Annotated in this window: 12 protein-coding genes; 7 read left to right on the top strand and 5 right to left on the bottom strand. The window is 38.2% G+C overall.

Annotated features, from left to right (window positions below; translation table 11 throughout):
- Positions 1-7: 7 nt before the first annotated feature.
- From NE665_RS02945 to loaP, 4 genes are all read right to left on the bottom strand, one after another.
- Complete coding sequence (locus NE665_RS02945) at positions 8-634, bottom strand: acetyltransferase (protein ID WP_120146741.1); 627 nt, start codon at positions 632-634, stop codon at positions 8-10.
- Positions 635-656: 22 nt separating this feature from the next.
- The gene (locus NE665_RS02940) at positions 657-1,256 is read right to left on the bottom strand and encodes a sugar transferase (RefSeq protein ID WP_040013465.1); all 600 of its coding nucleotides are present in this window, start codon (positions 1,254-1,256) and stop codon (positions 657-659) included.
- On the bottom strand, positions 1,256-2,440 hold the full coding sequence (locus NE665_RS02935) for an aminotransferase class V-fold PLP-dependent enzyme (RefSeq protein ID WP_256302453.1): 1,185 nt from the start codon (positions 2,438-2,440) through the stop codon (positions 1,256-1,258). The genes NE665_RS02940 and NE665_RS02935 overlap by 1 nt, the downstream gene beginning before the upstream one ends.
- A gap of 75 nt (positions 2,441-2,515) precedes the next feature.
- Entirely contained in the window at positions 2,516-3,028 is a 513-nt protein-coding gene (gene loaP, locus NE665_RS02930) for an antiterminator LoaP (protein ID WP_120146743.1), read from the bottom strand.
- Positions 3,029-3,288: 260 nt separating this feature from the next.
- Between loaP and NE665_RS02925 the strand changes: the two genes are divergently transcribed.
- The 5 genes from NE665_RS02925 (at position 3,289) to NE665_RS02905 (ending at position 10,674) form a co-directional block, all read left to right on the top strand.
- On the top strand, positions 3,289-4,800 hold the full coding sequence (locus tag NE665_RS02925) for an LCP family protein (protein ID WP_178759843.1): 1,512 nt from the start codon (positions 3,289-3,291) through the stop codon (positions 4,798-4,800).
- 754 nt (positions 4,801-5,554) lie between these two features.
- Positions 5,555-7,621, top strand: coding sequence for an Ig-like domain-containing protein (locus NE665_RS02920; RefSeq protein ID WP_178759844.1), 2,067 nt, complete (start codon positions 5,555-5,557; stop codon positions 7,619-7,621).
- A gap of 130 nt (positions 7,622-7,751) precedes the next feature.
- Complete coding sequence (locus NE665_RS02915) at positions 7,752-8,501, top strand: LytTR family DNA-binding domain-containing protein (protein WP_178759845.1); 750 nt, start codon at positions 7,752-7,754, stop codon at positions 8,499-8,501.
- On the top strand, positions 8,492-9,835 hold the full coding sequence (locus NE665_RS02910; protein WP_178759846.1) for a GHKL domain-containing protein: 1,344 nt from the start codon (positions 8,492-8,494) through the stop codon (positions 9,833-9,835). The genes NE665_RS02915 and NE665_RS02910 overlap by 10 nt, the downstream gene beginning before the upstream one ends.
- Positions 9,836-9,960: 125 nt before the next feature.
- Positions 9,961-10,674 carry a LytTR family DNA-binding domain-containing protein gene (locus tag NE665_RS02905; RefSeq protein WP_178759847.1) on the top strand — a complete coding sequence of 238 codons (714 nt, stop codon included), beginning with the start codon at positions 9,961-9,963 and terminating at the stop codon, positions 10,672-10,674.
- A 1-nt stretch (position 10,675) separates the two neighbouring features.
- On the opposite strand, the gene NE665_RS02900 is transcribed toward NE665_RS02905, so the two are convergent.
- Positions 10,676-12,841 carry a DUF4135 domain-containing protein gene (locus tag NE665_RS02900; RefSeq protein ID WP_233104516.1) on the bottom strand — a complete coding sequence of 722 codons (2,166 nt, stop codon included), beginning with the start codon at positions 12,839-12,841 and terminating at the stop codon, positions 10,676-10,678.
- A gap of 226 nt (positions 12,842-13,067) precedes the next feature.
- On the opposite strand from NE665_RS02900, the gene NE665_RS02895 reads away from it, so the two are divergent.
- Both NE665_RS02895 and NE665_RS02890 read left to right on the top strand, forming a co-directional pair.
- Positions 13,068-14,678, top strand: a complete 1,611-nt coding sequence (locus NE665_RS02895) for a hypothetical protein (protein WP_178759849.1) — start codon at positions 13,068-13,070, stop codon at positions 14,676-14,678.
- Entirely contained in the window at positions 14,671-15,456 is a 786-nt protein-coding gene (locus NE665_RS02890; RefSeq protein WP_178759850.1) for a hypothetical protein, read from the top strand. The genes NE665_RS02895 and NE665_RS02890 overlap by 8 nt, the downstream gene beginning before the upstream one ends.
- Positions 15,457-15,520 lie beyond the last annotated feature (64 nt).

Here is a 15,520-nt window from a genome sequence, read left to right as displayed (position 1 = left end):
TCCTATCTTACTTCATTTGTTTTGCTGGAATTCCTATATAAGTGCCATTTTCAATTATGTCTTTTACAACTACAGAACCAGCACCTATCACTGTTTCTTTAACTATTTTTTTTCCTTGTATGATTTTAGTACCAGTTCCAACTTCGACACAATCATTTATTATTACATTCCCTGAGATATTCACCCCAGGATAAACTGTTATATAGTCATTAAACTGCACATCGTGCCCTACCGTACAATTCAAATTGATATGATTAAAATTTCCTATTTCTATATTTGTAGTTAGAATATTACCTTTACAAATAATATTTCCAAAACCTAACATAACGGTTTTATCTATAATGACATCTTTATCAACTATATTGGGAAATGATATATTCGTATTAGATTGAAGTCTTTCAACTATTTTTTTTCTGATTTGAGGATTTCCAATAGCTACTACTGCATTGGTTTTCTCATTTACATTAAGCAAAAAATCTATTGTTCCTAAAACGGGATAATCATTCACACTTTTATTTTCCAAATCCTTATTATCATCCACAAAACCTATAACATTCCAGTTATCTGAATTTTCAATAAGCCATGCAACTTCCCTACCAAATCCAGAAGCACCTATAATTACAATATTGTTCATATCATCACCTATTAGCACTCGTTCATCCTTTGAATTCCTCCATTGTCGCAGAGGTATCACTACTAATTCCTTCTTTTTTAAAAACCGCTTTCATTGTCATAAATAAAATCTTTGTATCCAATAAAAAAGAATACTCTTTCGTGTATTCCACATCTTTTTTAAATTTGTCTTCCCAAGACAGTGTATTGCGACCACTTACTTGTGCAAGTCCTGTTAATCCTGGTTTTACATCATGTCTATGTTTTTGAAACCTATTATAAAGTGGTAAGTAATGGACCAATAGAGGCCTAGGGCCTATAATACTCATATCTCCTTTTAAGATATTAAAAAGCTCTGGAAGTTCATCAAGCGATGTTGCTCTTAGTTTTTTACCAAATGAAGTAAGTCTAACCTCATCAGGGAGTAAGTTTCCTTCCTCATCCGTTTCGCTCGTCATACTCCGAAACTTATACATCTTGAATATCTTTTCATCCTTGCCGGGTCTTTCTTGCTTAAAAATAACAGGACTTCCCAATTTTACTCTTACTAACATAGCTACAATCAAGTAAATTGGACTTAACAAAATTATTGCGACAAAAGATAATAAAAAATCAAGGAATCTTTTAAAAAATAATCTATACATCATTTAAAACACCCCTTAATGATTTCTATTATTTGATCCTGTTCTCCCATTGTCATCTTATTATCACTTGGTAGGCACAATCCTCTTTCAAAGATATCCACTCCAGCATCGGTGCTTTTACCTGAAATATAGGCATTCGTTCTAGCTCTTCCGCTTCCTTCTTTCGTTATGAATGGATTCATTCTAAACAAAGGCTGCATGTGCATCGGTTTCCAAATCGGTCTGCCTTCTACGTTGTATTTCGCTAACTCTTCTAATATTTCTGCTGGACAAGTTTTGCCTGTTTCGCTGATAAACAGTGCCTCTTTTTCACTTCTTACCTGTTTGCACATTGCTTTTTTATCAATAATCAAGCAGGATAACCAGAAGTTTGGTTCACTATTCTTTTCATCATAAGGGTTCATTTTTATTGGGAGAGCTTTTAACCCTTCTTTATATCTTTCATAAATAGCTTTTTTCTGCGCAATATGCTCCTCCAAGTGCGGTATCTGTCCTCTTACTACACCTGCAATCACATTTGACATTCGGTAGTTATATCCTAGTTCTTCATGCTGATACCAAGGTGCATTTTCTCTTGATTGTGTAGACCATTTTCTTACTTTTTCAGCTGCTTCTTTCTCATCAGTCAAAAGCATACCTCCTGATGATCCAGTTATGATTTTATTGCCATTAAATGATATTGCATTGTAATCCCCAAAAGTTCCTGTCTGTACGCCTTTATAGCTTGCACCTAAAGACTCAGCTGCATCCTCTATGATGATGGCATTATGTCTTTTGCAAATTGCTTTTATTTCATCAACTTTTCCAGGAGTACCATATAGATGGACTAGAACAACTACTCTTATCTCAGGATATAACTCAAACGCTTTCTCTAAAGCAATTGGATCCATATTCCACGTATCATATTCAGTATCTACAAATACTGGAATTCCGCCTTCATAAACTACTGGATTTACAGTAGCGCCAAATGTCATATCTGTACAAATCACTTTATCTCCAGGTTTTACTCCAGCTAGTTTAACTGCCAGATGTAAAGAGGATGTTCCAGATGCTAAAGCAACAGCGTACTTGCATCCTACTTTTTCGCAAATCATTTTTTCTATTTCATTAATGTTTTTCCCCACTGTAGACATCCAATTTGTTTTGTAAGCTTCTGTAATATATTTCAATTCTTCTCCATGCATAGTTGGACTTGACAGCCATATTTTATCCTTGAATCTTTCCAAATCTATCCCTCCAAAATAAAAGCAAGTCCTTTATCAGCACTTGCTTATGATCTCTAATCCGACTTTTGTTGTGGTTTCTTTGTTGAACATACTGAGTTGAAGATAGGCGATCCGCTTATGTCGATCTATTTTTATGATAAGTCCTTCTTTCCCCTGTAATGGTCCTTCCGTTATAAATATTTGATCTCCCTGAATGAATCCAGTCGACATCTCTACAATATGGTTTTCTTTCCCAAATGACTTCATGAAAGTGATTTCTTCTTCGTCCAGCGGAAATATTTCAGCTTTCTTCTTGCCGATGACCTTCACGAAATCAGGAATTTTTTTTAATTCAACATTCAACTGATCAATCTGATCCGTTATCATAAAGATATACCCCTTAAACAGGATATCTCTGACATCATGCCATTTTCCCATATATTTCTTTTTATGGATATACTCCGGTATGAAACATTCACTTAGAATATCTTTCGATATCATAGTTCGGCATTTCTCTGCAATCTTTTTTTCATGACCGCTTCTAACCTGAACAACATACCATTTCATACAGCACTTCCTCCAAAAGGGTAGGCTTCGCCTATCAAACACTATATAAGGTTTGACTTTATAACTTATGACCATACATTCGTGATGAACGTGTCATAGCAACGATCCATCCCTCAGCATTCTTTCCAACCTTGGATAACTGTCTATTATCCTTTATTGATTGAAATTGCTTAATATTAAGGAAATGTAATACAAATTATATAGTCAAATACTTGAAAAACCTTTATAATAGAACTGTTAATTAAATGAGGAGGCTGTTTATGGCTAAGAAAATACATAAGACGAAGAAAACGCCTTTATTTAAAAATGTAGGATTTTATTTTGTTCTTCTTTATGCATTATTGACATTAGGGATGATTGTACAGGTGTTCACTGTTAATGTTATTCCTATGAAGTATGCAATGATTATTTGTTTAATCTTATTATTGTTACTTTTGGGAATGTATTATTTACAGCTTGGAAGGAAAGTAAATAAGGTAAACAAAGTATTAGGTAAAATATTAATTGTCATTCTTGCAGTATTTCTGGGAATTGGTAATTGGTATTTATTCAAAACCGGATCTGCGTTCTCCAGAATGACAGGTGATGATTCACAGACATCAGTTGTCTCAGTAGTTGTGATGAAGGAAAGCAAGGCAGAAAGTATTGAAGATTTGAAAAACAGTAAGTTTGGTCTCACTAAGACCGGTAATCAGGATATTATGTCAAAGGGGTTGACGGATATCAAAAAAGATGCCGGTCAGGATATTACAACTGTAGACTATAAATCCTATAAGACGATTGCTGATGATTTATATGACGGCAAGATTGATGCAATCATAATGGATGAAGCTACTAGAAGCTTGTTTGAAGATAATCATTCAAAATTTGATTCGGAAACAAGAATTGTAAAAAGTTATAAATATAAAACATCCACGAAGGATATTAGTAAAAATGTAGATGTTACATCGGAGCCGTTTAATATTTATATTACAGGGATTGATACCTATGGTACCATCTCTACTGTATCGAGATCTGATGTCAATATGATAGCAACTGTTAATCCGAAAACGCATCAGATTTTGTTAACAAGCATTCCACGTGATTATTATGTTCCTCAACCTTGCCAGGGAGGACAAACGGATAAGCTGACACACACAGGTATTTTTGGTGTTGACTGTACCGTTGAAACTGTCGAAAACTATTTTGGTATAGATATTAACTATTATGTTCGTGTTAACTTTTCAAGTGTTGAGAATATTGTTAATGCTTTAGGTGGTATTACAGTTAATAATCCTGTGGCTTTTACAGCAAGTGATGGTACATATTCTTATGAAGCAGGGGATGTGTATATGGATGGGGCTAAGGCATTGCGTTTTGCCCGTGAACGTTATAATTTAGGTGGTGGAGATCGTGATCGAGGTAAGAACCAGATGAGAGTTATCACCGGAATTATTAACAAAGCAATTTCACCATCTATTATCACAAATTATACAAGTATCCTGGATGCAGTCAGCGGTAGCTTCCAGACAAATATGAGTAACAGTGAAATGACATCATTGATTAAAATGCAGATCAATGATATGAGTGGTTGGGATATTGAACAGATTGCTGTTAATGGTACAGGTAATGCCAGTGCATGGTCACCAGCAAATGGCTTTAACTCTTGGGTAATGGAACCAAATGTAAATACAGTTAAACGTGCTGTTGAAGTTATGAAGAAGGTTGAAAACGGAGAAGATGTAAAAGCGCTTGCTCAGCAGGTCATGGAAGAAAATACAGCAGACGAATAGTATTATAATTAAAAAGTCAATATATAAATATACTATAAAGTATTTTACAATATCTAGAGCTCTAACTAAAACCCAAAGATTTGGGATATTCGATATAAGATAATAGCTGCATCCTTTTAATCATAATGGATGCAGCTTTTCTCATACTATTTTAATGAAAATATATGAATATTCATTGCATGGTATTTTAAAACGAATTTTGTTATTCCTGATATTTGGAATATGAAAATGGAAAGATAGCAGCCAAAGTCTTAATAAAGCAATGATGAATCCTTCTTCTGCTTATGATAAACAAGTAATAAAGAATGAGAAACAAAATTTCTGAATACAGATAATTTCTGTGAAATTAAAGGATTTCAAAAGGAACGTTTATGATATGCTAACTACAACGCTAGCATGCATTCAATAGGGAAATAAACTATTCGAAAGCTCATGAAACTACAAAGTCATCAAATGAATATAAAATATGCAGATATATAAATTTTTACTTATCCGTTACAGAATATTCACTATCTCACTCATTGAGCGGTGAGTATAGAAAGATACTGGAAGGAAGCTGTGATTTATCTCTTACATAAAGCTAATTTATAAGCGGTACAGTGCTTCATTTGAGAAAGAACTACCCATTTTCCACATATGTCTTCCTTTGTGAATTTTATGTGATAGAAATGTGATGAAATGCTATAGATAAGCTTGTTTTTCCTTTTTTCAGGTATATAATGATAATGTAAACATAGTTAAAGGGGAGAAATGTATGCGAAACATGAAATTACTATTCACAGCTTTACTTACACTAAGTATTTCAATCATGAGCATAGTTCCTGCTTATGCGGAAGCAGGTGCTATTGATGAACAGGAACAAACAGAACAGCAGCCTTCACTGATATCCAGTGCACAGATGTACACAGGAATTCCACAGAAGCTGGAGGTTAAGGGATTTTCTGGATCAGTACAATGGGTATCTGAGAATACAGATATCGCCATGGTCGATGCGGATGGCACAGTCCATCCTCTAAAGAGTGGGGCTACAGATATCAGGGCTGTCCTCAGTGATGAGCTGACTTTAACCTGTCATGTGGATATTCAGGATACTATCCTGTCATTAAACACAACGGATCTTGGCAGTGTTTATACCGGAGAGACCAGAACCCTGCAGGCAATCCTGAAGCCTGAGGCCGATATACAATGGTCGTCGAGTAATCCTGCAGTAGCAACTGTTAATCATGGTACAGTAACAGCAAATGCAGCCGGAACCGCAATTATATATGCGTCTGCAAATGGAAAAACAGTACAGTGCTCCATTACAGTCAAGGACAAAACGATATCCGTAGACAGAGGAGAAGCAACGTTATATGAGGGAAGCAGTCTTCAATTACATGCATCCGGAGAGCCCGCTGGTACAATCACATGGCGTAGTGATGATCCTACAATCGTAAGTGTTGATGCATCCGGTAACGTTATGGCAAAAGCTCCGGGAACTGTCAGCATACGGGCTGAATTAAATGGAAAAACAGCAGTCGTTCAGATAACGGTGAAGGCTATTCAAGTATCTCTGGATAAGACATCCATAACGCTATACTTAGGATATAAGGATAAATTAAATGTAAGCTACGAACCTTCGGGAACACCATCATGGTCAAGTGAGGATTCCAAGATTGTAAACGTCGATCAGAACGGTACTCTTACACCGGTATCTGTTGGACAGACCATAGCTCATGTAAAGGTAAACGGAAAAACTGCAGAAGCAAAAGTCGTCGTAAAACAGCCATTTGTGAAATTTCCTTCCAAAACAAAAACATTGTATAAAGGAGAAACCTATAAGCCTGCCATCACCTATGGCCCAAAGCAGGGGACAGCAAAATGGTCAAGCAGTAAAAAATCAGTGGCAAAGGTAAATAGCAAGGGACAGATTACTGCAGTAAAAAAAGGTACTGCTTACATCACTGTAAAAATCAATGGTAAGTCAGCAAAACAGAAGATAACAGTAAAGAATGCAATTACGTTGAAAAAGCCTCAAATAACTACAGTGAAAAAGGCTTCCAGAGCAAGCCTAAAAATATCATGGAAAAAGGTGTCCGGTGCAAATAAATATTATTTGTACCGCAGTAGTACAAAAAAAGGAAAAAAGACTAAGGTTGCAACTGTAAAGGGAACAACCTACACGCATAAATATATAGCAGGCAGACGGTATTACTACCATGTCAAGGCAGCGAGCACAAACAAATACAAATATAAAACCAGCGGCTATTCCGCAGCCAAATATGGAAAATCAGCAGATACGATGACCGTATCAACTCCATACATCAATCAGGTGCAGGGAGGCGCTGTTCAGGGCTGTGAGGGAGCATCCCTGCTTATGGCACTAAAAGCAAAAGGCTATACGAATATGGGTTACAGAGATTTCCTAAACGGGATGCCAACCTCAAAAAATAACCCAAGAGAAGGATTTATTTATTCCATGTTCTCCAATAATCCTACGAATCAGGTACATTGGATTGACACCCCTGCGCTGGCAGCATATGGGAAAAAATTTGGTAAGGTTGAGGATATCAGTGGTGCTTCAATCAGCAAATTGAAATATGAAATCAACCGCAACAGACCGGTCGTCGTATATGTGACGGCAATGTTTAATACACCACAATGGAAAAAGTATTCCTATGGTTCAATTCCAAAAAATTTACATGTAGTAACCCTGGTAGGCTATAACGGCAGAACAGGAAAATATAAAATCAATGATCCATACTTCGGAGTTTTGTGGATTAACAAGGGACAGTTTGAAAGTGTCTATAATTCTATGAAAAAAGCAGTTGTTGTTCGATAGTGGTTTATAAAGCCTGTATTTGTATGTAGCTCTACACAGATGCAGGCTTTTCCTATATCATGTTTTCTATAGCGCTCCTATACCGTTCTATATTTTTCATGCTATAATATTACACAAAAGGGGGAATGTTATGATCTTACATGTTGCTGTATGCGAAGATGATCGTCTGGATGCTGCGCAACTCCACAGAGCTATCCATAAAGCTGAACAGAAGCTTTCATTTGAATGCCGGTTGACCTTTTACACAACGGGGGAAGCCTTTTTACACTCTCTGCGTCTCAAAACACCCTGTGACCTTGTTATCATGGATATTTATTTGAAAGCTGAAAATGGAATCGACATTATCCAGCAGGCTCGCATTCTACAGGAAAATCTGGAAATCGCCTTTTTTACGACCAGTAAGGAATATGCGCCGGAAGCATTTCAACTCAATGCATTACACTATATCGTAAAGCCTTTAAATGAGCTTCAGATTCAAGAGGTATTCAGCCGTTATTTTGAACGGGCAAGGCTTCCTATCCATACGCTCCGGCTGGAAACAGAGCGCAATACCTGTGAATTTCCCATCCATCGTATAAAGAAAATAGAAAGTAGGAATAAGGGAATTGAAATCTATCTTTCCACGATAGAGGAGCCTGTATTCATCAACATGCCATTCCTACGTGTGGAGAATATTATAAAAGAAGAACAGCTGATTACAGTAAGCAGGGGGCTGATCCTGAATCTGTCCTTCATCCGGCAGATACAGCGAAATGGTACCTGTCTGTTAAAAGACGGTACGACAATTCTTATAAGCCGCAGGCGTAGAAATACGGTGCTGCAGAAATACCATGATTATCTGTTTCAACAATCGGAAATGGGAAAAGCAGTATGTCGGTAATACAGCAGCTTACCCAGTTTATCGGTTTTTTATCTCAAACGCTTCCCTTTGCCATCCTTGCCTGCTTCCCCTTTTCATCCGGCATGCTTCGTTTGGGTAAGAAAAAGGTGATTCTCTACTGCTCTATATTTTTAACTGCAGCGTCTGCACTCTTTTCCCTGATGATGAATTGTCTGTATACAAAAGATGGCAGCGGTTATGCATTTATGAGAAATCTTGCCGACCTGTATTTTCTGGCTGTGCTCTTGATAACGGCTGTCTTTATCTGTTATCAAACACAGGAGGTCTTTATAAAGAAATTACTTGTTTACATAACCGTCATCCAATACGGTGCTGTTATTTACACGGTTGTAACACCCTTCGTCAATATGCCTGCCTCCTTCCTCTATGATCATTCCTATACCGTATATAATAAGAACGCGTACATGAATTTGCTGCTGCTTGCCTTCAGCTATCCCTTTGTTGCTTACTTTTTTAAGCACACGATACAGCGGATTCTCCCCGCGATGGATCAGGCATCTGTACGACGAGGCTGTTTATATCTCGTCACTGTGATATTTCTTTACTGCTTCTGCATTTTCACTGTAATGAATCGGACAAATGGTTTATTCAAAGATGTGGATCTGATGCTGTTTCTCATTGCTGTTCTTGCGACTGATATACTTGTTTATTATATGTATTTCTCAGAATTGAAGGAATCTCTTGCGAATCGTGAGCTTTATCATCAGCTAGATTCATTTCAGACACAATATGAAAAGATCTCAAACAGTATCGAGGATGCCAGAAGAATCCGCCATGATTTACAGCACCATCTGAATGTCATCAGATCTTTACTGCAGGAAAACAGACAAAAAGAACTGAATCAGTATCTTATACAATACACACAGACGATTGAGGAAATCAGCCAGAACACCTATACAGCCAGTCCGCTGCTTGACAGTATCTTAAATTACTATGTGCAGCGCTGCACCAGCGAAGCTATCGAAGTTGAGGTAGATGCAGTTGTAATTAAGGAACCGGAAGTAGATGCTACAGACCTCACTGTTTTACTTGGAAATGCATTGGAAAATGCTATACAGGAAAGTAAGCTTACTAACCATCCCAAAATCATAATATATATTCGCTATGTTGATGAAAGGCTGCTTGTACGTATCGAAAATAAGTGCCACTCCATGACGGTATCCGGAAGAATTCTGCCAAAAAAGCGTTCAGAAAAGCATGGCTATGGCATGATCAATATGAAAACAGTATGCGAAAAGTATAAGGGGATCGCCGATTTTTATAAGACGGATTATAAATTTATCACCCGATGTATCCTATATCCTAATAAATAAACGAACTGCCTTACTGGCAGTTTTTTCTACCGAGTGGTTATGTAATATTTTGTGAATTATCATATAATTATCACATGAAGATTTATGGATGAATTTGGGGGAAATACGTACAGGGGTGATGCTTCATGATGGATACAGGTAAATTAACAATTCTTTTTATTGATGTAAAGCAGGAGATGGAGCAGCTGATTCTGAACTGTCTTGCATCCGGCAGTGGCTACATGGTGACCAGCAGCAGTATGGAATTTCTACAGAAGAAGCCTTCCATACCACAGGTAAAAGAATTTGATTATATTGTCCTCCATGCTTTTGATATTCAGGATGTGAATCATAAGGTCATGACATTGTTTTCCTGTTTCAGAAAAGCGAAAACGATATTGCTTTGTGAAAACAGTGAGGATTTCTTTTCTCTGCAAAGCTACTCCTGGTTCTTCGCAATACGATGCTCAAAGCTTACACAGGACTGTAAATCTCTGCAAGAGAAACTGAAGTACTTGTATGGGAAGGATGAATGCTATTATTTCCAGCATTCTGATACGATGCGGAAGCTGCGTATACAGGAAATTTATTATATTGAATGCAATAAAAACTATTTGTACATTAACGGCCGGCAGGATTGCTGGAAGGATCGGGCAACAATCAAATATGCCCATGATGCATTATCCAGCTATGGCTGTTTATTGATTAACCGCGGTATTATTATAAATCCAACATACATTCAAAGCATTCACGGAAATGAAATCATCATGCAGAATCAAAGGATTCTCTATATCAGCAGAGCTAGAAAACAGGAAGTATATCAGAAATGTAAAATGCGAATTGCCAATGTTTTGCATTAGATTATAGACAGTCAATCATCTGTGCCACCTTTTCCAGAACAAAGGATACGATGGTACCGTTTCTACGATAATGTAGCGCACATATTTCCTGAGAATCCATATATATTTTGGATGTGGACCATTGAAATTCCAATGCCGGAATGGTGTGGTTTTCAAAGGCATTGTATAACACATTATACATTACATCAGGCTGAAAGACAGGCTTTGGTTGTCCTGTCATATATGCATAGCTGTCATCCATTAGATTTGTTGATATCCTTTCGATGGTATTCATTAGAAGAGCTTCTTTATCAGCTTTGTTTGAAAAGGCATAACCATGCATTGATTCAGCGAAGTCACCTGTCGCGATAGGAACGATCCGGGAGCTAAGTATATTGACAAGGTGTTTGGACAGTATTTGAAGAAAGTCAGCCTTCTCTGCTTTGATTTTTATCATTGTGTAGTTCTTTCCTTTATAGAACATCTCCATAAGCTGAGGAGATTCGGTTGTAGATAATACAACCTTGTCGTCAGGCATTTTGATTGAAAAAACTGAATTTGTGTAGCTTAACAAGGATGAGGAGTAAATCATTATGAAAGGGCTTGATTTGTCATGCTCTATTAACGTATCAGTAAAAGATAGAAATGAACATTCTGCATCAATAATGTGAAGTCCAACTGCAGAAAATATGATGTTGTCCGCATGGAGATCAACAATTCCGGTAACGCTCGCAATCGCCTGTAAAGCACCAAGCTGAAAATAATTTCTTTTAGCGGTCTCTAAATCCAGTGCTTCTGTTTTTGGGTCGCCTAAAGGAGAAATAACTTCCTCCATATGTGATACTGGATCAATGCGCATTCCTTGAAATTGCATCTCTGGATCTGTGATTAAAAGCTCTCCTACTTCTTTTAAAAATCCATTTTTGCCGGCGAGCTCATTATCTATCTCTAGTGGACGATTCTTATAGATAAAAATACCACCCAAAGCATCAATGAGAAATACGACCTGGCGTCCTTGCAAATGCGGATCGCTGCCCGTGGGTTTTATTAAATACTTTCCATGGAACTTGTCGTAAACACTCTGAACATAATCAGTGGTTAATTGAAGCCTGCGTAAAAACATTTTCATATCTATTTCTGTAGCTGTAGCGTCAGCAGTATAAACCTGTCCATCTATGACTGTTAGGATGTATTCTGAAACATTCAGATTACATCCAAGCAGAACATCATTTATACTGGCTGGTATACAACATTGTACAAGCTTCGCTACACAATCATTAAATAAAGTATAAGCTTTTTTACCTAATATATTATAGATGGAATCTCCGAGGTTTGCCATCGTAATTTTTTCAGAGACCATAATATTTGACGCACACATCGGTATCTGCTCTTGAAAAAGAGTAGAAAATGCAGCAATATTATGTTGCTCCTTAACTAGTAAGTGAAAGGTATCTATGACAAGGTCAGGAATTTTTGAAAATGCGTTGATTAGATAATCAGAAGCGGAAATACCAAGTATAGAAGTAATATCTAAAAGATGTGGAGCTAATTCAGGGTAACGATCTATAAATTGTATAAAACTTATATAAATTGGTATGTTAGCTTCAAATGGAAATTCCTGAAAGAGATTGTGCAGGTATGAAATAGAAGCATCATCGGTTTGATAAACGAATTCAATAATGGCATGAAGTGTTTCTGTAGTTAAATCATCAGAGTCTGCATCCTTAAAGAAGGCTATTATTTCAGGATACAGGGAATTCATATATGTAATACCAGCCTTCAGTATTTGGGTTATAATTTCCTGATCGGTAATGGGAGCCATCTGTATAATGTTTTGCTGCTTATGCGTCGGTGGCTTACGCTTTATAACGGCATTGTCTGCCCCCTTTTCCAAAACAGGACTGGTATTGAAATAATGATTTCCTCGCTTTTCTGTGGCATCTACGAGTCCTTGCTTCTGTTGGACTATATGGGTAAGCTCATGACGCAACAAATATTCTTTTCCGGAAGCAATATCTATCTGATTATTATGCGCAATCGCGGAAGCCATATATTGTTTAGGCAGAGAAGAGTTATAGTGAATATGGACATTGCTGAGATCAACATTGCTTTTCTGCTCAAATTCTGTTTGTAATACAGAACTCATATCTTTATTCCGATTGCTTTTTTTTAACTGTTTAAATGACATCATTATCAGCTCCTTGTATTTATTATACACAAAGAACCTGCAAATTTTATATGTGTGGGATGAATGGTATTCAAATTGGGACAAACGGTTTCCATGCTATACCATATATGCATCTACCATTCGTCCCTGTATATTACCATTCGTCCCAAATGTAGGAATATTTAATTCAATTCTGCTAAAATAAAGGAAAAGAAATACTTTATTACAGTATGGGCGGTGATACAGTATGCAAAAACAGAGAAACAGGTATTATCATGGAAAAATGCTGCGCAGCGAGGACTTTATATGTGAACAGCGCTATTTGCTGGGTCAGATAAAGGAACGTACACACCTCATGCTTGGCGAGGGGATTTTATACGGGCTTCATGTAACCCAACAAGCAAAGGAAGCCTTACAGATCAGTGCGGGAAGTGCTGTTGATGCGAAAGGTAATTATATACATCTGGACCATGATCTGACTATCATGCTGGAAGAGCTATCCGGTTTTTCCCAGCTTAATGCAAATGCCGGATGGATCACACTGCAGTATAAGGAAACAGCAGTTGAGAAAGAATTTTGTGAATTTCCAAGTGCAGACCAGCACGAGGAATATGGAAAATGGGAGGATGGATATGAGCTTTGTATTCAAAGGCTTCGACTGCCGGATTATCTGGATGAGGAGCTGTTTCAGGAACAGGTGGTTTTTGAGGACAGCGATCGCAAGCTGTATCTGATTCTTCCACGCATATTGCCGCATGCAGGGGATGTTCAGCTTCAGCTAATTATGGAACAGAGACAGGAAGCAGGTATTGAAGTATCAATGACCCTTCGTTCTCCACTGTACCATATACAGAGTATTGAGCTTTCCGCAAAACAAAAACAAACAAAGTACACGATGGAAATACCATTAAAAAGAAATGAACAAGCAGGAGGTCATTATGCGATGTTTCATATTGACCAACTGAAGCTGGAGAACCGTCTGGTCTCCCCTTCATGTGCATCCTTTGAAATAGAAATAGCTGAGCATATAGAGCAGGCTGTGATGACCCGATTCCTGAAAAAGCCGTTCGTATTTCAGAAAGAGCTGGTGCTTGGCTATGTGGACTTTTGTTTTCAAAAGGATCATCTGGAAATTCAAAGGGTGGAAGAAACAGGGCGCCTGGAATGTCAAAGGCCGCAGCTGGATATGGTGATAAATGAATTTCAGCGAAAGCTTCATTGGCGTCCGCCTGAACAGCATGACAAGTATTTTGCGGAATCTCCACAGACTAAGGAAGCCTGCGGTATTCTGAATTTTCAATGTGACAGCCTGCATCCGGTTTTTTACAGTGATGAAATCAGCCATGGTCTTGGCCCCGGAGAAGTACAGCTTCAGCTTTCTCTGGAGGTGCAAAAGAATGCGGATGCACAGGAATACCGGAAACAACTAATCAGCGGGGACAGCTCACTGTTTCAAAAAGAGGAAATCCGCTGGGCAGTGCGCAGCTATCCCTGGACAGGTAGCTTTCAGGCTGCTGTAGCCGTGCCCGAGGATTATTATGAACAGAAGCTGATTCTGCACTGGTATGCGAAAGCCTGGGATATGAAGCAGCATGAGGAAACAGAGAACCACCTGCTTCGCCTGGAGCCTTCCACCCTCACCTGCAGACCTCAGGAAACCTGTCGCTTTACAGCGGTATTTGACAAAGAGGATGACAGCAAAGAGGTGCGTTACTCGCTGGATGAGCGAAGCAGTGGTGAATTACAGGAAGATGGAACCTTTATAGCAGGTCATACGTGCGGTCTTTATCAGATTCGCGCATACTATCGCGAACAGCAGGTCAGTGCCTATGTAAAGGTGATGGATAAACATGAGTGAACAGCAGCTTGAACACTGGAAGCATATGGGTGTCCTGTATAAAAATCCGTCCTGTACCTGTCATTTATACGAATATGAAAATCTCACATACCGCGTCTTTTGCATTGCACAGGAACAACTACAAAGACCGCTGATCGCATTGTGTATGGAGTATGATCTTTCTTATAGCTTCTATCAGGGCAGCTTTTGTCTGATACAGCCGTATAAGGATGCAGCATCGTTATCTGCCTGGCTACAGGAATCCCATACCATAGAGGAGCGTATCGTCCTATGCCGCAATCTTGTATTTGCGTGCATGCGGGAACAATTACCCCAACGCCTTTTGGATCTCACGCTGGATATTTACAGCATCGGTGTTACTTCAACCCTGGATATTGAATTGTTCCTGAACCCAAACTTTTCACATTTACAGCATCCGCTGCATACAACAGCGGTCTGTACAACCTCAAAGCTGCTTGTAAGTATCCTGTCACAGGGAAAGGAAACCCGTCATCTGCACCGCTATCAGCAGCCGGAGAAGTATTTGAAGTTTGTGGAAAAGGCAGAGCATAGAGATTATCATGACTATGCACAGCTGATGAATGATCTTTATGATATGGAAGACGCTTTTATTCGGAAAACATATAACTGGACCCTATTCATTCGCATCGGCAGCATCATTTTAGCCGGTATAGGCATCCTGGTACTGTGTGGCATCGGTATTTATAAATATATGGAATGGAGCGAGCGAACCTATGACGGCTTGCAGCGCATCGGGGAAGAACGTATGAATCCATGAAAAGAAAGCACTCCAGTGAAGATTATGTACGCTTCTTTCATATATATATTGACCGCAGGGTATT

The sequence above is a fragment of the Clostridium sp. DFI.1.208 genome (genome assembly GCF_024463855.1).
Lineage (GTDB): Bacteria > Bacillota_I > Bacilli_A > Erysipelotrichales > Erysipelotrichaceae > Clostridium_AQ.
The sequence above is the reverse complement of the archived record's forward strand: the minus strand, read 5'-3'. Positions and strand labels throughout refer to the sequence as shown.

Bases quoted from the DNA above. Each gene is read 5' to 3' on its own strand.
- NE665_RS02945 (WP_120146741.1), bottom strand. From the start codon at position 634: ATGAACAATATTGTAATTATAGGTGCTTCTGGATTTGGTAGGGAAGTT.
- NE665_RS02940 (WP_040013465.1), bottom strand. From the start codon at position 1,256: ATGTATAGATTATTTTTTAAAAGATTCCTTGATTTTTTATTATCTTTT.
- NE665_RS02935 (WP_256302453.1), bottom strand. From the start codon at position 2,440: ATGCATGGAGAAGAATTGAAATATATTACAGAAGCTTACAAAACAAAT.
- loaP (WP_120146743.1), bottom strand. From the start codon at position 3,028: ATGAAATGGTATGTTGTTCAGGTTAGAAGCGGTCATGAAAAAAAGATT.
- NE665_RS02925 (WP_178759843.1), top strand. From the start codon at position 3,289: ATGGCTAAGAAAATACATAAGACGAAGAAAACGCCTTTATTTAAAAAT.
- NE665_RS02920 (WP_178759844.1), top strand. From the start codon at position 5,555: ATGCGAAACATGAAATTACTATTCACAGCTTTACTTACACTAAGTATT.
- NE665_RS02915 (WP_178759845.1), top strand. From the start codon at position 7,752: ATGATCTTACATGTTGCTGTATGCGAAGATGATCGTCTGGATGCTGCG.
- NE665_RS02910 (WP_178759846.1), top strand. From the start codon at position 8,492: ATGTCGGTAATACAGCAGCTTACCCAGTTTATCGGTTTTTTATCTCAA.
- NE665_RS02905 (WP_178759847.1), top strand. From the start codon at position 9,961: ATGATGGATACAGGTAAATTAACAATTCTTTTTATTGATGTAAAGCAG.
- NE665_RS02900 (WP_233104516.1), bottom strand. From the start codon at position 12,841: ATGTCATTTAAACAGTTAAAAAAAAGCAATCGGAATAAAGATATGAGT.
- NE665_RS02895 (WP_178759849.1), top strand. From the start codon at position 13,068: ATGCAAAAACAGAGAAACAGGTATTATCATGGAAAAATGCTGCGCAGC.
- NE665_RS02890 (WP_178759850.1), top strand. From the start codon at position 14,671: ATGAGTGAACAGCAGCTTGAACACTGGAAGCATATGGGTGTCCTGTAT.